General features: G+C 73.0%; 11 protein-coding genes, 1 tRNA gene and 3 pseudogenes. 7 read left to right on the top strand and 8 right to left on the bottom strand.

The features are described from left to right. Positions 1–285: 285 nt before the first annotated feature. The 4 genes from ACIBJF_RS05500 to ACIBJF_RS05515 all read right to left on the bottom strand — a co-directional run bounded on the left by ACIBJF_RS05500 (position 286) and on the right by ACIBJF_RS05515 (position 4,261). Positions 286–2,085, bottom strand: coding sequence for a DEAD/DEAH box helicase (locus tag ACIBJF_RS05500; protein ID WP_399172383.1), 1,800 nt, complete (start codon positions 2,083–2,085; stop codon positions 286–288). Between the two features lie 121 nt (positions 2,086–2,206). After that, entirely contained in the window at positions 2,207–2,581 is a 375-nt protein-coding gene (locus ACIBJF_RS05505) for a type II toxin-antitoxin system death-on-curing family toxin (protein ID WP_399172384.1), read from the bottom strand. Then, complete coding sequence (locus tag ACIBJF_RS05510) at positions 2,578–2,778, bottom strand: hypothetical protein (protein ID WP_399172385.1); 201 nt, start codon at positions 2,776–2,778, stop codon at positions 2,578–2,580. Before ACIBJF_RS05510 ends, ACIBJF_RS05505 begins: the two co-directional genes overlap by 4 nt. Positions 2,779–2,827: 49 nt before the next feature. Further along, a complete protein-coding gene (locus ACIBJF_RS05515) occupies positions 2,828–4,261 on the bottom strand; it encodes an MFS transporter (protein ID WP_399172386.1) in 1,434 nt (477 codons plus the stop codon). Between the two features lie 177 nt (positions 4,262–4,438). Here ACIBJF_RS05515 and ACIBJF_RS05520 point away from each other — a divergent pair. The 7 genes and pseudogenes from ACIBJF_RS05520 to ACIBJF_RS05550 all read left to right on the top strand — a co-directional run bounded on the left by ACIBJF_RS05520 (position 4,439) and on the right by ACIBJF_RS05550 (position 13,752). After that, positions 4,439–4,510 (top strand) — tRNA-Cys (locus tag ACIBJF_RS05520). A gap of 344 nt (positions 4,511–4,854) precedes the next feature. Then, positions 4,855–5,582 (top strand): annotated as a pseudogene (locus ACIBJF_RS05525) (transposase); the annotation flags it as partial. 25 nt (positions 5,583–5,607) lie between these two features. Next, positions 5,608–7,311: pseudogene (locus tag ACIBJF_RS05530) on the top strand (AMP-dependent synthetase/ligase). A gap of 111 nt (positions 7,312–7,422) precedes the next feature. Then, positions 7,423–9,987 (top strand): SpoIIE family protein phosphatase, encoded by a 2,565-nt coding sequence (locus tag ACIBJF_RS05535; protein WP_399172389.1) that lies wholly within the window; start codon positions 7,423–7,425, stop codon positions 9,985–9,987. Positions 9,988–10,058: 71 nt separating this feature from the next. Continuing rightward, positions 10,059–10,392, top strand: a pseudogene (locus ACIBJF_RS05540) (DUF4032 domain-containing protein); the annotation flags it as partial. A gap of 315 nt (positions 10,393–10,707) precedes the next feature. Further along, a complete protein-coding gene (locus tag ACIBJF_RS05545; RefSeq protein WP_399172470.1) occupies positions 10,708–10,989 on the top strand; it encodes a hypothetical protein in 282 nt (93 codons plus the stop codon). 588 nt (positions 10,990–11,577) lie between these two features. After that, positions 11,578–13,752 carry an FG-GAP repeat domain-containing protein gene (locus ACIBJF_RS05550; protein WP_399172390.1) on the top strand — a complete coding sequence of 725 codons (2,175 nt, stop codon included), beginning with the start codon at positions 11,578–11,580 and terminating at the stop codon, positions 13,750–13,752. 25 nt (positions 13,753–13,777) lie between these two features. On the opposite strand, the gene ACIBJF_RS05555 is transcribed toward ACIBJF_RS05550, so the two are convergent. The 4 genes from ACIBJF_RS05555 to ACIBJF_RS05570 all read right to left on the bottom strand — a co-directional run bounded on the left by ACIBJF_RS05555 (position 13,778) and on the right by ACIBJF_RS05570 (position 20,274). Beyond that, entirely contained in the window at positions 13,778–14,938 is a 1,161-nt protein-coding gene (locus ACIBJF_RS05555; RefSeq protein WP_399172391.1) for an SUKH-4 family immunity protein, read from the bottom strand. A gap of 178 nt (positions 14,939–15,116) precedes the next feature. Continuing rightward, positions 15,117–17,426 (bottom strand): xanthine dehydrogenase family protein molybdopterin-binding subunit, encoded by a 2,310-nt coding sequence (locus ACIBJF_RS05560; RefSeq protein ID WP_399172392.1) that lies wholly within the window; start codon positions 17,424–17,426, stop codon positions 15,117–15,119. After that, positions 17,423–19,384 carry a 2Fe-2S iron-sulfur cluster-binding protein gene (locus ACIBJF_RS05565; RefSeq protein WP_399172393.1) on the bottom strand — a complete coding sequence of 654 codons (1,962 nt, stop codon included), beginning with the start codon at positions 19,382–19,384 and terminating at the stop codon, positions 17,423–17,425. Before ACIBJF_RS05565 ends, ACIBJF_RS05560 begins: the two co-directional genes overlap by 4 nt. Beyond that, positions 19,381–20,274, bottom strand: coding sequence for an FAD binding domain-containing protein (locus tag ACIBJF_RS05570; RefSeq protein WP_356312129.1), 894 nt, complete (start codon positions 20,272–20,274; stop codon positions 19,381–19,383). Before ACIBJF_RS05570 ends, ACIBJF_RS05565 begins: the two co-directional genes overlap by 4 nt. Positions 20,275–20,327 lie beyond the last annotated feature (53 nt).

Genomic DNA, 20,327 nt, shown 5'->3' on the forward strand with positions numbered 1-20,327 from the left:
GAGTCCCGTCGGCGACGCGTTTCAGAGGCCGCCGATCGGCAGGATGGCCCGGCGGCTCCGGGCATGTCGCTTCACGGCTGCGCTCCGCGGCGGCGCTGCCACGGGGCGTATGCGTAGCGGGACAGTAGCGAAGCAGGTTCGCTGAGCGGAAGTCTCCGTCCAGAATCCGGGCAAGACCAGATCCGGCCTGCCTGAATTCGTCCGGATACGCACACGCCCCAGGAACTGACACGCGCCAGTCCCTGGGGGCCGGGGCGCAGCCCCGAGCAGCCGCCCCGCGGAGTGTCACCTCATCCGCGTGGCCCACTCCTGCACCTTGGCGATCCGCTGCCGCAGCTGACCCGCCGTGGCCTCCGCGCTGGGCGGCCCGCCGCAGACCCGGCGCAGCTCGGTGTGGATCACCCCGTGCGGCTTGCCGCTCTGGTGGACGTACGCGCTGACCATCGTGTTGAGCTGCTTGCGCAGCTCCATCATCTCCTTGTGGGTGACCACCGGCCGCCGCTCGGCCGGCAGTTCCAGCAGGTCGGCCTCGCTGTCCGGCTTCTTGCGGCTGTGCGCGATCTGCCGGGCCTGCCGCTTCTGCAGCAGCAGCTGCACCTGCTCGGGCTCCAACAGTCCCGGAATGCCGAGGTAGTCCTGCTCCTCCTCGCTCCCCGGGTGCGCCTGCATGCCGAACTCGGCGCCGTCGTACAGCACCCGGTCGAAGACGGCGTCGGACTCCAGCGCCTCGAAGGGCAGCATGTCCTGCTCGCCGGTGTCCTCGTCCTGCTGCTTGTTCGCCTCCTCCATCTCCTTCTCGGATTCGGCGTACGGGTCCTCCTCGCCCTCCTTCTTGGGCTTGTCGAGGGCGTGGTCCCGTTCCTTCTCCATCTCATTGGCGAAGGTCAGCAGGTCGGGCACCGTCGGCAGGAACACGGACGCGGTCTCGCCGCGCCGCCGGGACCGTACGAAACGCCCGACGGCCTGCGCGAAGAACAGCGGGGTCGAGATCGTCGTCGCGTACACGCCGACCGCGAGCCGGGGCACGTCGACGCCCTCGGACACCATGCGCACCGCGACCATCCACCGGTCGTTGCTGTCGCTGAACTCGTCGATCCGCTTCGAGGCGCCGGCGTCGTCGGACAGGACGAGCGTCGCCTTGGTCCCGGTGATCTCCCGGATCAGCTTGGCATAGGCGCGCGCGGAGTCCTGGTCGGAGGCGATGACGAGGGCACCGGCATCCGGGATGGCCTTGCGCACCTCGGTCAGCCGCTGGTCGGCGGCGCGCAGCACGCTGGGCATCCAGTCACCGCGCGGATCGAGCGCCGTACGCCAGGCCTGGCTGATCGCGTCCTTGGTCATCGGCTCGCCGAGCCGGGCGGCGACCTCGTCACCGGCCTTGGTGCGCCAGCGCATGTTGCCGCTGTAGGAGAGGAAGATGACCGGCCGGACGACGCCGTCCGACAGGGCGGACCCGTACCCGTAGGTGTAGTCGGCGGCGGACCGCCGGATGCCGGCGTTGTCCTCCTCGTACGTCACGAAGGGGATGGGGTTGGTGTCGGACCGGAAGGGCGTACCGGTCAGGGCGAGCCGGCGCGTGGCCGGCTCGAACGCCTCCAGACAGGCCTCGCCCCAGGACTTGGAGTCACCGGCGTGGTGGATCTCGTCCAGGATCACCAGGGTCTTGCGCTGCTCGACGCGGTTGCGGTGCAGCATGGGCCGCACGCCGACGCCGGCGTAGGTGACCGCGACGCCGTCGTACTCCCGGCCGAGCGGCCCGGCGCTGTACTCGGGGTCGAGCCTGATCCCTATCCGTCCGGCCGCCTCGGCCCACTGCTTCTTCAGGTGCTCGGTCGGCGCGACCACGGTCACCTGCTGCACGACGTGGTGGTGCAGCAGCCAGGAGGCCAGCGTCAGCGCGAAGGTGGTCTTGCCGGCGCCGGGCGTGGCGACGGCGAGGAAGTCACGCGGCTGCTCCTGGATGTACTTCTCCATCGCCCCCTGCTGCCAGGCACGCAGCTTGCTGGCGGTACCCCAGGGCGCGCGGCCCGGGAAGGCGGGCGAGAGGTGGTGGGAGTGAGCGGAGGAAGCGGCGGTGGTAGTCACGGTCTCCGTATGTCTTGCGGGTCGGGCGGCTCGGCTACGTATGACAACCGGGCCACCCTACCGGCGCCCCGGCGGTGTCAACGCGCGAACGAGGCCGGGTCGCCCGTGGGTGGGAGCCACGTCACAACTGCCGCAGCCGCCCCGCGATCACCCCGACATCACCGAGGTCACCGGAGGCCACCTCGATGACCAGGTCGTACGCGGTGTCCTGGTCGGCATCGGCGAGATCCACCCCGTTGACGGCGAGAAAGGCGGCGGTGGCGAGCCACGCGGTGCGCTTGTTGCCGTCGACCAGGGGGTGGTTGGCGGCCAGGGCGTGCAGCAGGGCGGCGGCCTGCTCGTACAGGTCCTCGTAGGCGGCCGTACCGAACATCCGGGCCCGCGGCCGGTGCACGGCGGAGGCCAGCAGGCCCGGCTCGCGTGCCTCGGGCGGCCGGCCGCCGAAGGCGATCTCGGCGACGGCGGTGACCTCGGCGACGGTGAGGTGGCGGCTCATTCGCCCAGCCTCCGCAGCAGAGCGGCGTGGCTGCGCGCGAGGCGCTCGGCGTGGGCGCGGACGACCGCCTGCTCCTCCCTCAGATACCGGTGTACGGCCGCCAGGACGACCTCGTCGGTCCGGCGGCCGGAGGCGTCGGCGAGGTCGTCCAGGGCCTGCCGGGTGGCGGTGTCGAGGGAGAGGGTCAGCTCGGGCATGGGGGAAGGCTAGGGTGCGGCAGGCCTCCCGGCGACCGGATTTCCCAGGTCACCGCGCCCTGAGCCGTGTCGTCACCCAGGCCCCCACCAGCGCCACCCCCGCCATCGGCAGGAAGACCGCGGCGAAGGCGGCGGGGTGGCTGCCGTCGGTGGCCGTGGCCGTGGTGGCCGCCGCGCTGCCGCCGCCCAGGGCCGCGAAGGCGGCGCCGGCCGCGGCGAGGAGGACGACGTTGGAGAGGGCGTCGGAGATCTGCAGTGCGGCGGAGTTGGCGCCGGCCTCCTCCGGGGCGGACAGCTTCAGCAGGAGCACGCTGGTGGAGGAGATCACCAGGCCCATGCCGAAGCAGCCGAAGCCCCAGGCGACGGCGACGGTCCAGACGGGCACGGAGTGCATGAGCACGCTGGGGGCGGCCGTGATCGCGGCGGCGACCAGCACCATGCCGCCGGTCATCAGCCGCTCCCGGTACGGCTGCACGCGCGGCCGGGACTGCACCCAGGAGCCCAGCGCCCAGGTGCCGCCGCCCGCCGCGAGCGAGAGCCCGGCGAGCATCGGTGACAGGCCGCGCTGGGTGACCAGCATCAGCGGCACGAAGGACTCGGCGGAGATGAAGGAACCGGCGGACAGACCGCGCAGCAGCACGACGGAGGGCAGGCCGCGGGCCGCCCGGTAGGTGCCGCGCGGAAGGAGGCCGAGGACGGCGGGCACGAGCAGGGCGGCGCCGGCCAGCCCCGGGAGCAGGGACAGGGGGCGCAGGTCCTGCGCGGCGTACTGCAGCAGGCCGGCGCCGAGGGAGATGCCGAGCGCGAGCCGGATCCGCCGCCGGTCGAAGGCGAGGGCGCCGGCATCCTCGTCCACCGGGCCGGCCGCCCTCCGCCGTATCTGCGGCAGGGCGAGGGCGAGCGGGAAGACGACGAGGGCCGGGATACCGAGGAAGACCCAGCGCCAGCCCAGGTGCTCGGTGACGGCGCCGGAGGCGAGCGGGCCGACGATGGACGGTACGACCCAGCCGGCCGCGAACGCCGCCATGATCGCGGGGCGCAGCCGCTCCGGGTAGGCGCGGCCGACGACGACATACAGCGCCACGATGACCAGTCCGCCGCCGAGCCCCTGCACCGCCCGCCCGAGGATGAACACCCACATGACCTGCGCGGTCCCGGCGACGACGAGTCCCGCGGCGAAGGCCCCGATCCCCGTGGTCAGCGCCCCGAGCGGCCCCCGCCGGTCGGACCACTGACCGGCCAGCACCATGCCGAACAGGCTGGTCGTGAAGTACCCGGAGAAGGCGAACGCGTACAGGGCCAGGCCGTCCAGCTCCCGCGCCGCGACCGGCATCGCGGTGCCGACGGCGGTCGCCTCGAAGGCGATCAGCAGCACGACGGACACGATCCCCACACTGAGCGCCCGGTAGGCCCCGCCCAGCACACCGTCGCCCTGCTCGACGGGCTCCACGACATCGGCGTCACGCGACTCAAGGGCACTCATGGCCGACAGAGTAAGGCCCACAGCACGGTTTGACCCCTGTCGGTGGTCCCGCCCACCCTGCGACCTTGGTGTACGCCTCCGGGCCGTTCATGAACGCCGTGTGGCAGTCGCATTGCAGCCCCGCCGTTCGCCTTGAGCCCGTGGAACACCTCGCCATAACGTCGTTCCCACGAACACGGCCGTGTGCCCGAGTGGTTCAGGGGCTCGCCTGCAAAGCGAGTTACGTGGGTTCGAATCCCGCCACGGCCTCTTGTGCCTTGACCAGGCAAAAGGAAAGGGCGGCACCCCTAGCGGGGTGCCGCCCTGTTCGTCGTCCGTCTCAGTTCCCGTCTCAGTTGATAGGCCCACCCACCTGTTCGACCGACTCGACGCCACACGAGCCCCCCACACCCTTCACTGAGTCCTCGCATGTCGGATGATGACCCTTGAACGAACAACAACCTCAGGGGGACATGCGCGCTCGCGCCATCTCCATGGCGGTCACTGCCGCACTAGCTAGCGTTCTCGTCGGCTGCACTAGGGCGCGTATTGGGTCGCGATCAATCTGCGGGATTCGCCCTCGGGGCCGGTCCTGGAGCGGTAGACCTTCTTGCGTGACGCGAGTGCAACTGACGGATCAGGAATGGGAGTTCATCGGGCCGTACCTGCCGATCGGCGAGTACGGCCCATATCCCGAACGGCTGCGGCAGCAGTTCGAGGGTGTGATCTGGCGGTTCAGGACCGGCGGACAATGGCAGGAGATGCCGCAGCAGTTCGGTGCCTGGTCGACCGTCCACAACCGCTTCCGGCAGTGGCGCGACGCCGGCGTCTTCGAGGCATTGCTGGAGGGCCTGATAGCGGAGTCCGCGAAGCGGGGTGAGGTGGACCTGACGCTGGTGAGCATCGACTCCACCACCGCGCGCGCTCACCACGACGCCGCCGGGATGCATCTGGACCAGGACGTCCTCACAGCCCTGGAGAAGGCTGCCGCCGAGGCGGAGAAGGCCAGGTCAAAAGGGGCAGCCGCGATGAACAAGATGGACAGGACACCGAGACCGGTCCCGGGCACGAGGAGCGGCGACGCATCCGGCGTCGGCGGAAGCTGAGGCTGAAGGCTGCCCTCCTCGGGCGCTCCAGGGGCGGGCTGACCAGCAAGGTCCACCTCGCCGCCGACCGAAAGTGCCGCCCGCTGGCGTTCGTGCTGACCGCAGGCCAGGCCGCAGACAGCCCACAGTTCCTGCCCGTACTCGTGAAGTTACGGGTCCGCGGCCCCGTCGGCCGTCCACGCACCCGGCCGGACGCGGTCGCCGCCGACAAGGCCTGGGAACGCCCGTCCGGCCGCCCCGGACCCGGTGTCAGGGCCCGTGATGACGGGCGGGCTCGCCGACAGCGTCTTCGACACGGCGAGCCGGAACCCGGGGCTCCCCCTCGTGGCACGCCGCAGCGACGACGGATCCTGGATCCCCGTGACGGCGGCCGGACTACGGGACGAAGTGGTCGATCTGGCGAGGGGACTCGTCGCCTCCAGCATCCGCCCCGGCAACCGGGTGGATCCTGAGGGACGCCCGCTGTGTCGCCGTGGTCGTCGAGGACGAGCAGGGCGTGATGACCGTGGGGTCGGTGTGCGGCTCGCTGCCCCGGCTGCGCCACGTCTGGCAACTGGACGTGGGCGCGCTGGACGATCTCGTGGCGCGCGGCCGCCCGGTCCCGGCCACGACCGTCGACTCGCTGCGCCGGATCGTGCTGCCGGACTCGACCGCGATCGTCGCCTACACCTCCGGCACCAGCGGACACCCCCGCGGGTGCGCGCTCAGCCACCGCAACCTGGCGAGCCCCTGCGACACACTGCCGGCCGGCTGGCGGCACACCGCGGCACCGCCCGGTGAGCAGCCCTCCATCCTCGTCTTCCTGCCCTTCTCGCATGTGACGGGCTGATGCTCCAGCAGCTGTGTCTGCGTGGCGGCGTCCTCATGGGCCACGAACCCGAGCTGGCCGCGGAGGCCCTGGCCTCGTCGCTGCCGACGTTCCGGCCCACGTACCTGTACGCGGTGCCGTATGTCTTCGAGAAGCTGTACAAGAAGTTCCTCCAAACCGCCCAGCAGGCGGGCCGGGGCGCCCTGTTCGAGCGGGCCGTCCGCACCGCGCAGGACTACGCGCTCGCGGCCGAGCGGCAGCGGCTGGGCACCGGGCCCGGCCCCGGCTTCGACCTGAGACTGCAGCACGCCCTCTACGACAAGGCCGTGTACCGCAAGCTGCGCGCCGCGCCGGGCGGGCGGGTGTGCGGGGCGGTGTCCGGGGGATCGCCCCTGAACCGGGATCTCGCCCTCTTCTTCGCGGGCATCGGCATCCTCGTCCACGACGGGTACGGGCTCACCGAGACGAGCGGAGGCATCACCGCGCAGCCGATCGGGCGGGAGAAGTCCGGCACGGTGGGGCGCCCGCTTCCGGGTGTCGACGTACGGGTGGCCGAGGACGGGGAGATCCTGGTGCGCGGCCCGTCGGTGTTCCAGGGGTATGTGGGCGACGACCACGGCACCCGCACGGTGCTGCGCGACGGCTGGCTGGCCACGGGCGACATCGGGCGTCTGGACTCCGAGGGCTATCTGTCCATCACGGGCCGCAAGAAGGAGATCATCGTCACGAGCGGCGGCAAGAGCGTGGCCCCGGCGGCACTGGAGGAGCGGCTGCGGGTGCATCCGCTCATTCACCAGGCGGTCGTCGTGGGCGACAACCGGCCCTGCGTCGGCGCCCTGTTCACGCGCGGGGACACCCCGGGCCGGGACGCCCGGGAGGAGAACGCGCTGCGGCAGGAGATCGCGTGGGCGGTGGCCGCCGCCAACAGCACGGTGTCGCGGTCCGAGTCGATCCGGGTCTTCCGGGTGCTGCCGGAGCCGTTCGACGTCGTGAACGGGCTGCTGACGCCGTCGATGAAGCTGCGCCGGGACGCCATCGCCCGCCGGTACGCGGTCGAGATCGACGCATGTACCAGTCGGCCTCGCGCGTTCCACGGGAGCGGCGGCCGGCTGCCCACCTGGGACGACTCCGACGACGTGTTCCGCCGCGTGAGGTGAGGGCCCCCATGGGGTGAAGGCGTCCGGATGCGCGTACGGGGCAGCGCGGCGCATGCTTGTTGTGTTATCGACCCGACGGCCGGAAACGGTAGGCAACAAGGACAGAAACCGATGCGAGTGCGCATCGAAGGCGCGGACGGCGCGCCCGGAACGGTGATCGACGCGCTGATCGGAGCGGTGGCGGAAGCGATCCGTGCCGCGGGCGGCCTGGCGACGGGCGGCGTGTACCTGCGCTCCCGTACGCCCGGCGTGCTGCGCCTGGCTGTACTTTCCGGGATGCCCGCGGAGCTGATGCGGCCGTGGTGGCGGATGCCCCAGTACCGGCCGGTTCCCGTCGCGGACGCCTACCGGCTCGGCCTGCCGGTGGTCCTCAACGACGGCACGGACATGATGCGGCGCTACCCCCAGGTGTCGGCGTCGCTGCCGTTCCACTTCGGCGTGGTTTTCGTGCCGGTGCGCGGCGGCGGGACGACCTACGGCGTTCTGGGGGTGATGCGCCCCGCACAGCCGAACGTGACCGAGCCGCTGCCCGACCGGAGGCTGACGACCATGGCGGACCGGCTCGGCGACGTCCTCCATGCCGTGGACGTGGGCGGGGACCCGGTGGTGTGGGACGGGCCCCCGCTCTGTGTGCGACCCCCGGCGACGGGCTGCGCGCAGGGACGCGTCGGGCACTTCCTGTGGGACCCGGCCGAGCGCACGGTCACCGCGGACACCACCTTCTGGGGGCTGACCGGGGGCTGCGAGAAGGACATCGCCCAGTCGCCGGAGGTGCTCGCCCGAGCCGTCTCCCCCGATGACGGTCCCGTCGTGTCGTCCGCGCTGCGCGAGGCCGCCCGGGGATCGCCCGCCCGGCCCCTGTGGGTGCGGGCCGGAGACGGCGGACATCGGCTGCTGGAGTTCTGGACCGAGGGACCGGCCCGCGAGGGGTACCGTGTGGGCGGTCTCGTTGTCGATCCGGGGCCCGGTCCTGCGGCGGAGAGCGCGGATCTCCTCCCGGACGGGGTGTTCGCGTTCGAACGGACGGGGCTGATCACCTACGTCAACCCGCGGGCCGCGGACCTGCTGGGGCGGCCGCGGACGGAACTGGTCGGCCGACCGCTGCTGAAGGTCCTGCCGTGGCTGGACCGGCGCGGCTACGAGGACCAGCTGCGGGCGGCGCTGCTGTCGGCAGAGCCGGTGCGCTTCCAGGTCGAGCACTCCAAGCTGGGGCCGCACGGTGAGCGTGAAAGCGACTGGCTCACCCTGTTGGTCTATCCCGGCCCCGACGTGGTGACCTGCCAGGTGGTGCCGCTCGGGCACACGGCGGACGCGGTCTCGGTGGACGAGACGGCAGTGACGACGGGGACGCGCGACGCCAAGGAGGCGCTGTCCTCTGCGTACCGCCCCATCGTGCTCGGGATCGCCCTGTCAGGGGCCCTGACCGCGCATCAGGTGTCCGAGGTGGTGATGCGTGAGCTGCTGCCGGCGTTCGAATGCCGTCGTCTGGCCATCTACCTGCTCCACGAGCGGCGTCTGCACCTGGCCTGGGAGACCGGCTTCCCGCCGGGATCCCTCGATCAGTTCGAAGGGGTGGGGCTGGACGCGAAGCTGCCGAGTGTGGAGACGCTCACCACCGGGCACCCCCTGTTCTTCGAGTCCATGGAGCAGATGCGGGCCGCCTACCAGGGCATCCCGAGTGACGCCCAAACCGGCGCGCGGGCCTTCCTGCCGCTGATCGCCTCCGGGCGGCCGGTCGGCTCCTGCATCCTCGGCTTCGAGCATGCACGTACCTTCAGCTCCGAGGAACGTACGGTGCTCACCGCGCTCGCGGGGTTGATCGCGCAGGCCCTTGAGCGGGCCCGCCAATACGACACCGAGGCGGCGCTGGCCCGCGGTCTGCAGGAGGCCCTGCTGCCGCACCGGCTGTCCGAGCACCCGTTGATGGAAACCGCGGTCCTCTATCTGCCCGGTACCCAGGGCCTGGACGTGGGCGGCGACTGGTACGACGTGGTGGAGGCCGGGGACGGGCTGGCACTGGTCATCGGCGACGTGCAGGGCCACGGGGTGCAGGCGGCGGCCACCATGGGACAACTGCGCAGTGCGATCCGAGCCTTCGCGCTCGGCGACCATCCTCCGGACCAGGTGATGAGCAGTACGAACCGGCTGCTGATAGACCTCGACCCGGGGCAGTTCGCAAGCTGCTGCTACGTCCGTCTCGATCCTGTCACGGGGGCGGCGCGGGCCGCGCGGGCCGGGCATCCGCAGCCGTTGCTGAGCCATCCGGACGGGCATACCACGGTACTGGACCTGCCCGGTGGGGTGGTGCTCGGAGTGGATCCGGGGGCCGGGTATCCGGTGACACGGCTGCGGCTGGAACCGGGGGCCGTGCTGGCGCTGTACACCGACGGGCTGGTCGAGCGACCGGGGGCGGACCTCGGCGAGGGGGTCGAGGCGCTGCGGGCGGCACTGTCGGATGCGCGGGAGGCGCCGGGCCGCGTGGGCGGGCTCCGCCTGACGGAGGTCGCCGACCGGATCACGGACCGGGTCCTGCACACGGCGGACCGGACGGACGACATGACGCTGCTGCTCGCCATGCGGCGCGACGAAGGAGACGGCGCATCCAGGTCCGGTGCCGCCGCCCGGGCGGGCCGAGCCGTGGCGGGTGAGGCGTCCGAGATCCGGGGCGCCTGTTGACTCCGGTGCCGTGCTGGTGCGGCGATGCTCCTTGGTACGTCGGCCGACCGTGAGGCGAAGACAGTTCATCGATGGCTCTGCAGATCAGCGCGACCAATCCGGAGCACCCCGCGCTCCTGCTCGAACTGCCCTGGCAGGTGCCCCTGGAGGAGTGGCCGGAGCATTACCTGGTGCCGCTGCCCCGCGGTATCTCCCGGCACGTGGTGCGCTACGCACGCGCCGGTACCGAGGTGGTGGCGGTCAAGGAGCTCGCCGAGCGGCCCGCGGTGCGGGAGTTCGAGCTGCTGCGGGACCTCGACCGGCTCGGTATCCCGGCGGTGGACCCGCTCGCCGTGGTCACCGGCCGTACCGGCAAGGACGGCGGGCCCTTGGAGCCTGTGCTGATCACCCGGCATCTGCCCAGGTGTCCCCCGGTGGGTTCAGGAGTTGCTAAAAGACCTGCTCAGGGCGGGCGAAGCCAGCCCGCTGTAAATCCGCCGGCTCCGTCCTGCCAGCTTGTGGGCCTCACCAAGGGGCGATGCCCTCGCGAAGCGCCTCCGCGTGCAGGCGCCGAGCCCTCAGCGGCGAGGCGGCGGCGAAGCTTCAGGTGGCCCCGCAGGCCGCGGGCGGCGGTGCCTTTTGAACGGCCGCAAAAGGGCCGTTGGCGCCGGCTCCACGGTGTACGTTCAGGCAGGACGCGCCGAGAGCGCCCAGCACGCCGTGAGAGGATCCGAAAGCCAGATGGAATCCGTCACCGCCGCCCAGGAACGGCTGCGCGCACGCCAGCAGGAACTGCAGGACGAACTGGCACAGGTCCAGCGGCAACTTAAACAACTGGAGACGATGGTGGTCGCCTCGCAGTGGCGGCATGCCCCCAGTGGCCCGAAGGGACGCGGCACCGTCTACCACGCGACGGCAAACCGGAGTTGCCGCCTGACAAACGGGCCGGAAGAGATCACCCTGTACGAGGCCCTACAGACGGGGCTGGTCCCGTGCCCCAAGTGCAGGCCGAAGGGCGCCTAACGCCACGCGCCGTGGGGCCGACCTTCTTCCGGCAGCGCTGAACGATCGCTCACGAGATACAAGACGTGGGCGTCCATCTCAGTTTCCGTCTCGTTCATCGCCGTGCACCGCCGTACGGCGAAGCTCACCGCTATCCGGCGGGTGCGGCTGTTCGTACGGGACTGAACGGCGACGGACGCACCCGAATAGTGCTCTGACCAGCACGGACAAACCTCCTCGGCGAGTGTCCAGCAGTTCTTGCGCGGCAGGTCCGACAACAGCCCGAGCACCAACGCCCGTGCCCGGCGCCGTGGTTCCACCCGGACGAACCGCCCCGCGATACGGCCCATCAGAACCTCGAACGCTTCCTGCCACCGGGCAGGATCTATGCTGTGAGCTGCGGGCACCGTCTGATCTTCTGTCTTCACACACCGACGATCACCGGCGGCCGCGCCCATTCCCCGGACCGGCTCCCAACAGTACGACCACGAACTGCTGCCGGCGCGGCCGGTGAGTGATGACCGGTGCTGGCTCTGCCGATGCCCCCCGATCTTGGCTGATATACGCTGCCTTTACTTTCATCGCAGCTATGCCCGGGGGGGCTTACACATGCTGATGCGGTCTCGCGTGCTCTGGGGGAGCGCGCTCTTTTCCGTGGTCCTGGTGGGAGGCGCCGCGCCCGGTGTGGTCGCGGCGCCGGCGGCGGTCACGGGTGCCGCGGTTTCCGTCGGGGTCGGGCCGTGGGGCACGGCGAAGGAGTTGGCCGGGGTCAGCCGGGTGGTCGAACTGGAGTCGGCTCGGAACGGGACGCTGGCGGGGCTCTTCGTTCAGGGCGGCAGGACGGTGGTCTCGGTCAGGCCCGCGGGCACCGCCGCCTGGGGATCGACGCAGGCGGCGCCGGGAGCCACGCTGCAGCGGACGGACGACGGGGCGCTCGCGCTGCTGTGGTGGGTGCCGGGAACGGATGGCGGGCCCAGCACGCTGCGGATGTCCCGGCTGGCTCCCGACGGCGCCGCCTTCGGCCCGGCCGAGGACGTCGCGACGGGTACGCCCGCGAGCGCCGGGGTCGACCGGCGGACGCCGGTGACCACCATCGCCGCCGACTCCGCGGGCAGGCAGGTCGTCGCCTGGATGGACGCCGACCGCCGGCTGACGGTCGTGGAGCGTTCCGGCCCGCGGTCCGCCTGGTCCGCGCCGGCGCGCCTCGACCGGCTCCCGGACCCGATCGTCCGGCCCGACCACACCTACGACTACACGCTGCGGGACCTGCACCTCGCCGTGGCCACCGACGGGTCCGTGGGCTTGGTGTGGGGTGGGGACAGCTATGACACGGGTGACGGGGTGGACCCCGATCCGACGGCTTGCCAGTGGCACTACCGGTTCCTGGAGAAGCCCGCGGGGGCGGGTTCCTGGACGGCGCCGCATGCCCTGGCACAGCTGGGCGACCAGCCTCGGCTGGTCACGCTGGCCGCTCATCCGCAGGGCGGTTTCCAGTTGCTGGCCGGCGGCACCTACGCCCGCAAGGCGGCCGGTGCGGCGGACTGGGGTGCCGGCCAGAGCACCGGGATCGAGGCGGGCCCGTCCGCGCCGGCCGAGTTGCTGACCGCCGCGAACGGCGATGTCACCGCGGTCGGCTGGCAGAGCGGCGGGCCCGCCGTCGCCACCCGTCTCGCGTCCCGGGGCAGTTGGGGCGCCCCGCGGCAGCTGACCCGTTACGCCGAGGACGGCCCGGTCGGCAGCGCGCAGATCGTGAACGGCGCGGTGGTCGTCACCTACACACAGAAGCGGTTCGTCTCCAGCCGTACGGTCCGCCGGGACTTCGTCGCCCAGACCGTGGCGGGCGGCAGCGTGTCGAAGCCGCGCACCCTCAGCTCCCGGAAGGACGGCACGACCAGCGCGGGCCTGGTGGCCACCGATGACAAGGGACGCCCGGTGGCGGCCTGGACGCAGTCCGCCGACGACGGCTCCTCGCGCGTCTCGTACACCGCGACCACCGGGAGCCGGGCCCTGCCCAAGTGGCACGACTACGCCGACGACACCCGCGCGGACCTCGTGGGCATCGGCCAGGGCGACACGATGAACCTGTTCACGCAGGACTCCGCCAATCCGCTGGTCACCTATCAGACCCGCACCTGGGCGGACACGACCCGGGTCGTGCCGTTCGGGGACTTCGACGGCGACCGCTGCAACGACCTCGTCGTACGGCTGCCCGGCGGCGAGACCCGGCTCTACACGCCGGTCTGCGGCGGTCTGCCCGCGCCCGACTCCGCGTACCGGCGCCTGGCCCGGGACTGGAGCGGCTACGACACGCTGCTCTCCAGCGGCGACCAGACCGGCGACGGCCGCCCCGACCTGCTGGCCCGGGACGCCCGCACCGGTGATCTGTACCTGTACGCCCACAACGGGACGGACGGCTTCCTGGCCCGCAAGAAGATCCGCTCCGCGTGGACCGGCTACAAGCGGGTCATCGGTGCCGGCGATCTCAACGGCGACGGCATCGGCGACGTGCTCGCGCTCGACCGGTCCGGCGAACTCTGGCGCTACAACGGCGTCCGCGGCGGCACCCTCAAGGACCGTGTCCTGGTCTTCAAGGACTGGGGCGGCTCCTACCAGGACGTCGTGGGTGCCGGTGACGTCAACGGCGACGGCCGCGACGACCTGGTCTCCCGCGACACCTCGAACCGGCTGTGGCTCAACGCGGGCACCGGCACCGGCACCTTCAAGAACCGCGTCCAGGCGGCCGGTGACGCGACCTACTGGAAGAGCTGGGCGTCCCTCGGCTGAGCGTGGTGCGGACGAGCGGGCCGGGTCACAGGACCCCGCCCGCCTCGTCCTGGAACAGCTCGGTCCAGTAGTGCCACTGGGTGCCGGGCGCCGTGCCCGTGGGGTCGACGGCCGACAGGGTGTGGATCATCGCCGCGGCCAGCTGGTCGTACGCCTCCGTCGTCAGTGCGCCCGCGAGGTGCTCGTCGATGGTGCGCTCGTGGTGCAGGAGCCAGAGCGTGAAGGCGAGGGTGGAGACGTCGGTGTTGAGGGGGTGGAGCGTGGCCTCCGGCTCGCTGAAGGTCAGCACCGCGCCCGTTCTGCCGTCGACCACCAGGCTGTTGTCCTCGACGAGGTAGCCGAGGCGGATCAAGTGGTCGGCGTGGGCCGGGAGTTCGTCCAGGGGGTAGTCGCCCGCGTACTCGTCGGTGAAGTACTCCCGGAGCGTCGGCAGCGGGACGTCCGTGTCGGCGTGGAAGAGGACCGTCTCCTCCGGCAGCCCGGTCTCGCGGAGGAAGCGCCGGGTCGGCTCGTGCGTGAGGGTCGTGGGGAAGTCGACCTCTTCGAAGCGGGTCACCCTGCCGTGCCCGAACTCCTGGTCCAGGACGCGCGCGGGGACGTCCAGGGTGAGACCGGAGGCGGTGCCGGGGCCGGCGACGAGGGCGAGCGGGCGGATCAGGGCCGCCGCCTTCCAGTACGGCGGGACCTCGCCTGCCGCGCCCTCCTCGAAGAGGGAGAGCAGGCGGCGGGTCGCCTCGGCGACCGTCCTGGGGCCGTACTGACCCGCGAGGGACGTGAAACGGCCGCGCAGGCCCGCCAGTTCCTCGGTGACCGCGGCGAAGCGCAGCAGCGTGGCCAGGGAAGGCGCGAAGGGGCGGGGCTCGGACGGGGCGAACAGGTACGCCGTCGTCAGCTCGCCGGTGCCGCCGTCGAGCAGGATCGACTCGCGCTCCATGCCCGCCGGGTTGAGCAGTTCGCCTATCACCAGCCGGTCCCGCAGCTCGGCCGCCACCCGGAACGGGCCGTCCGCGGCGTCGGCGAACGTGCGCAGGCCGTGCCTGCGCAGCGGCGAGAAGGTCAACAGGCCCGTGTCCGCAGGCAGTCCGCCACCGCCGAGCAGGCCGCGCGTCGGCCCGTGCGTGACATAGCGGTCCAGCTCCGCCTCGGTCAGCGTGATCGCCGGAATCCCGGCATCGGTCGTGCTCATCGCTCCCCCGCGATCTTCCCCGTGCCCCACCTGCGTCCGTGAGCGCGACTGCCCCCACTGCTTGCGCAGCCTACGCCCCCCCACTGACAACGGCCCGCACCAGGAAGGACGTCGGTCGAGCCGGGTGCGTTGCGCGCCGGCGCGGATCGTCACCGCCGCGGGGCGAGCCTCCGGGCGCTCACTGGCCCGTCACCACCGCCGCCTGCGGCCGGATCGGGAGCCGGTTGACCGGGCGGCCGGTGGCCGCGCGGACCGCGGAGGCGATCGCGGCCGGTGCCGTCACGACCGGGACCGCGCTGACGGACTTGGCGCCGAAGGGGGCGACCACATCCCGTTCCTCGACCAGTTTGACGATCCGGATGTCCGGGGCGTCCAGCGCGGTCGGCAGCGCGTATCCGGTCAGGTCGGGGTGGCGGATCAGGCCACGCGGGGTGCGCAGGTTCTCGGTGAGCGCGATGCCGACGCCCTGGGTCACGCCCGCCTCGATACGGGCGACCAGCTGGGTGGGGTTGAGCACCCGGCCCACGTCCTGGGCGACCGCCAGCTCCACCACCCGCACCGAGCCCAGCTCGATGTCGACGTCCACCACCGCGCGGATCGCGCAGAAGGCCAGGCCCACGAAGGCGTCGCCCTGGCCGGAGGCGTTCAGCGGCTCGGTCGGGTGCGGTCGGCACTGGGCCGTGGCCCACAGCTCCTTGCCGTCCATGGCCTCGGTGACGGTGGTCGACAGCACACCGTCGTACGACGTGATCTTGCCGTCGGTGATCTGGAGGAGCTCCGTGGACATGCCGAACTTGTGGGCGAGCGGCTGCAGGAGCTGGGTGCGGACCATCTTCGCCGCGCGCTCCACCGCGCCGCCGGACACCCACGTGTGCCGGCCGCGGCAGCCCGCGCCGGCCGGCGGCTGGTCGGTGTCGACCGGCGCCACGTGGACTTCCTCGATGCCGAGGGTCTCCTGGACGATCTGCCGGGCGAGGGTGGTGAAGCCCTGGCCGGTCTCCACGGCGGCGCACAGGACGGTCGCGACTCCGTCGTGGACCTTGACCGTCGCCGTGGACACCTCGTCGGCGCCCTCCGCGCCGAGCATGTGCACCATGCCCACGCCGTAGCCGACGCCGCGGCGCACCGCGCCCGGTTCGCCCGCGCCCTCGGGGCCGCCGGGCAGCAGCCACTCCTCCTCGGGCGTGTCCTTGGGCAGGGCGGGCAGCGGGAAGTCCTGGACGGCCTGCAGGAGTTCGGCGACCGGCGCCGGGCAGGTCACCGTCTGGCCGATCGGGAGGACGTCACCGGTCGCGAGGGCGTTGCGCAGCCGCAGCTCGGCCGGGTCCAGGCCGAGTTTCTTCGCCAGCTTGTCCATCTGCGCCTCGTAGGCGGCGCACACCTGCATCGCGCCCTCGCCGCGCACATGGCCGGAGGGCGGGTTGTTGGTGCGCACGGCCCAGCCCTCGATGAAGGCGTTCGGGACGACGTAGGGGCCGCACGCGAAGGAGACGGCGGCGGCGAGGGCGTCGGAGGAGGTGTCGGCGTACGCGCCCGCGTCCAGCAGGATCTGCGCCTCCACCTTCACCAACCTGCCCTCGGCGTCGGCGTGGTGGCGGTACCGGAGAAGCGTCGGATGACGGTGGGCGTGACCGAGGAAGGACTCCTCGCGGGTCGCCGTGAGCTTCACCGGGCAGCCGGTCTTCAGGGCGAGCAGGCCGAGCGGGAGCTGGAAGCCCTGGTCCTCGCGGTCGGCGGTGGCGCCCGGCACCCCGGTGACGACGATCTTCACCCGTTCCGGGGACAGGCCGTAGCAGGCTGCGGCGGTGTTGCGGTCGGTGTGCGGGTCGGTGGAGGCCAGGTACAGCTCCACGCCGCCGTCGGGGCGCGGCACGGCGAGGCCGGCCTCGGCGCCGATCGGGGCCGGGTCCTGGCGCCCTATGCGGTACTGGCCCTCCACGACGACCTCGCCGACCGCCGAGGGGTCGCCGTGGTGCAGCGGGATGTGCCGGATCAGGTTGCCGTCGGGGTGCAGCGGCTCGGCCTCGAAGGCCTGCTCGGGGTCGGTGACCGGGTCGAGTACTTCGTACTCGACGATGACGGCCGCCGCGGCCATCCGCGCGGTGTCCGGGTGGTCGGCGGCGACGGCGGCGATGGGCTCGCCGTGGTGCCGTACGACCTCGGAGGCGAACACCGGACGGTCGGGGGTGCCCCGGCCGTGGCGCGGGGTGCCGGGCACGTCCTCGTGCGTGACGACGGCCCGTACGCCGGGCATCTCGCGCGCGTGGCTGGTGTCGATGGACACGATGCGCGCGTGCGCGTGCGGGGAGCGCAGCACGGCCGCCCACAGCAGGCCCTCGGCCCACAGGTCGGCCGCGTACGGGAAGGTGCCCTCGGTCTTGGCGCGGGCGTCGGCGTGCGGCAGGGAGGCGCCGAGGCCGTGCGGCAGCGGCTCGGCCTCGGGGGCGGGTTCCGCGGCGGTGGTCGCCGTGGCGGCTTCGTTGCTCACGCCTGGCCTCCGTCCTGGCCGTAGTGCGGGTCGTGCGGGCCGTGCGGTCCCGGAGTGCCGTGCGGCGGTGTGCCGTACGGGTCGGGCGTGCCGTACGGCGGCGTGTCGCCGTAACCGCCGGGAGCGGCCTGCGGGGTGTCGAACGCGCCCGGCGCCTCGAACGCCGACGGATTGACGCCGCCGGAGCCGGGACCCGCCTGGTGCGGGATACGGGCCTCGTCCGCGTCCGGCCCGGCGTCGACGGCGTGCGACGCCTCGCGTTCGGCGACGACCTCCTTGACGGCCTCCACGACGCCCCGGTAGCCGGAGCAGCGGCACAGGTTGCCGCACAGCGCCTGCCGGGTCTCCAGCTCGGTCGGTGCGGGGTTGCCCTCCAGCAGGTCGTGCACGGTCATCGCCATGCCGGGCACGCAGAAACCGCACTGCACGGCACCGCACCGGGCGAGCGCGCGCTGCACGTCGGAGGGCTGTCCGTCGACGGCCAGGCCCTCGACCGTGCGCACCTCGCTGCCGGCCGCGGTGACCGCGGGGACCAGGCAGGAGGCGACCAGTCGGCCGTCGACCTGGACGTTGCAGGCCCCGCACTCGCCCTGCGAGCAGCCGTCCTTGGCGCCCGCGAGCCCGAGCCGCTCGCGCAGGACGTACAGCAGCGACTCGCCGATCCAGGCGTCGGTGACGGGCCGGTCGACGCCGTTGACGCGCAGGACGTAGGAGGCGAGCGGGTGGTCGTCGTTCGGCGGGAGGGGCGCGGTGTGCTCCGCGTGTTCCCCGGCGGCGGCTTCCTGTGGCCTGGGCGCGCCGTCCTCGGCGGGGGCCTCGTCGTCCGCGCCGGGTGCGGCGGCCTCGGGTGCGTCGGCGGCGTGCTCCGGTACGGCTGCGGAGGCCGGGGTCCGCGGTGCCGCAGGGTCGGCCGCCGCCGCGTCGGGGCCGGTGGTCCTGGTGGGGTCTGTGGCCGCCTGCGCGGCTCTGGTGGGTGCCGCGGGGCCCTCGTGGTCCGCCGGGCCGCCAGCGGGGCGCTCAGGGGCCGCCGCGGGGCCGTGGCCGTCCGCGTCCGGTCGCCGTCCCGCCGCCGACTCGGCCCGCTGCTCCGGGAATCCGGTCGGCACGCCTGGCCGCGCCGGCTCCGCGGACTCGGCGAACTCGCCGTACTCGGCAGACTCGCCGAACCGGCCGGGGTGGTCGGCCTCGAAGCGGCGAGCCTCGGCGCGCGCCTCGGCGGACTCAGGCCGCCGGCCGTCCCCGTGACCGGCTTCGTCGGCCCCCGACTCGTCCTGGGCGGCCGTGGCATGGCCGGCCGGCCCCTGCCCGTACCGCTCGTCCGGTGCGGGGGCGTACCCCGGCGCGGCCGGACCGCCCGCCGGGTGTGCGTCGGTGTGGTCGGGCAGGCCGGTGTGGCCGGTGTCGGCGGGCCGGTCCCAGGTGCGGGCCGCCTCCTCCGTCGCCCAGGGCGCGGGCGCGCCGCCGGGCAGGGTGGCCGGCGGGGTGCCGCCGCCCCACTGCTCGACCAGGGAGGACGTGGTGAACTCGCCCGATTCGTCCGGAAGGTCGCCGCCGGCGACCGGGATGGACCACTGCCCGGTGACGTCGTGCCCGGGCGCGGCCGGCGCCGCGGGCTCCTCGAAGGTCCAGTGCTGGGTCGCGCCGGGGCTGTAGGTGAACCGGTCGTCGGCCTGCGTCCGGGGCGCGGCGTTCGGGTCGGGCCACTCGGCGCCGCCCCCGGGCGCGGTCCAGGTGCCGGTCGCGGCGGGGTCGCCGGTGCCGGGGGCGACCGCTATCCGCGGCGGCACATAGCCGTGACCCGGCGCGGCCAGCGGGCTGTCGCCGGACAGCAGGGCCTCGATGCCGCCCTCGGGGAGCTTCACGAACGCGGTGGCGCCGTCGTCGTAGTCGCCCTGGGGCAGCGGGTCCCAGCGTCCGCCGCCCTGGGACGTGCCCTGTCCGTGCTGGTCGTCGGTCACGACAGCGCCCTCCCCAGTGCTCGTCGGGCCAGTGCGGCGACGGTGCGCCGCAGGTGCAGTACGGCGGGCGGAAGCGCGGGCACCGAGCCGTCGGCCTCCGGTGCCGGGTCCGGGATGCAGGCCGCGGCGACGTACTCGCCGAAGGCGTTCAGGGCCTCCGGGACGAGCGCGCGGTCGTTGTCCCAGTCGATCAGCTGGGCGACCCACTGCTCGGCCTCCAGGGGCCTGAGCGGCATCGGCGCTATGGCGCCGACGGCGCACCGCACTCCGCGCCGGGCGGGGTCGAGGACCAGGGCCACGGAGGCCAGCGCGCGGCCCGGCCCGGTGCGTCCGGTCGCCTTGAGGAAGACCTGCGGGGCGTGCAGCAGCGGCACGCGCACGTAGCCGATGAGTTCGCCGCCGCGCAGCATCTCCATGCCGGCCAGCAGATGCGACACCGGGATCTCCCGGCGGGCTCCGCCCGGGCCCGCGATGATCAGCGTCGCCTCCAGGGCGGCCAGCACCGGCAGCGCGTCCCCGGTGGGGGCGGCCGAGGCGATGTTGCCGCCCAGGGTGCCCGCGTTGCGGATGTGCGGCGGGCCCGCGGCGCGCGCGGCGGCGGCGAGCGCCGGGATCAGGGCCGCGAAGTCGGGGCGGCCCATGCGCGCGTGCGTGAGACCCGCGCCGAGCAGCGCGTGGCCGTCCTGGTACTGCCAGCCGCGGATCTCGCTGATCCGCCCGAGGCCCACCAGGGCGGCGGGCCTGAGCTGGCCCGAGTTGACGGCGGCCATCAGGTCGGTGCCGCCCGCGACGGGCACGGCGGCGGGCATGGCCCCGAGTGCCGCCACGGCCTCGTCCAGCGTCGTGGGCAGCGTGACGGCCTGCTCCGCCTGCGGTGCGTGCGTGGTCAAACCGGCTGCCCCTTCCCGCTGCCCACCTGGTCCCACCTGTGTGGCCGTACGGT

The organism is Streptomyces sp. NPDC050743, assembly GCF_044456925.1.
Lineage (GTDB): Bacteria > Actinomycetota > Actinomycetes > Streptomycetales > Streptomycetaceae > Streptomyces.

Bases quoted from the DNA above. Each gene is read 5' to 3' on its own strand.
- ACIBJF_RS05505 (WP_399172384.1), bottom strand. From the start codon at position 2,581: ATGAGCCGCCACCTCACCGTCGCCGAGGTCACCGCCGTCGCCGAGATC.
- ACIBJF_RS05510 (WP_399172385.1), bottom strand. From the start codon at position 2,778: ATGCCCGAGCTGACCCTCTCCCTCGACACCGCCACCCGGCAGGCCCTG.
- ACIBJF_RS05515 (WP_399172386.1), bottom strand. From the start codon at position 4,261: ATGAGTGCCCTTGAGTCGCGTGACGCCGATGTCGTGGAGCCCGTCGAG.
- ACIBJF_RS05535 (WP_399172389.1), top strand. From the start codon at position 7,423: ATGCGAGTGCGCATCGAAGGCGCGGACGGCGCGCCCGGAACGGTGATC.
- ACIBJF_RS05545 (WP_399172470.1), top strand. From the start codon at position 10,708: ATGGAATCCGTCACCGCCGCCCAGGAACGGCTGCGCGCACGCCAGCAG.
- ACIBJF_RS05550 (WP_399172390.1), top strand. From the start codon at position 11,578: ATGCTGATGCGGTCTCGCGTGCTCTGGGGGAGCGCGCTCTTTTCCGTG.
- ACIBJF_RS05555 (WP_399172391.1), bottom strand. From the start codon at position 14,938: ATGAGCACGACCGATGCCGGGATTCCGGCGATCACGCTGACCGAGGCG.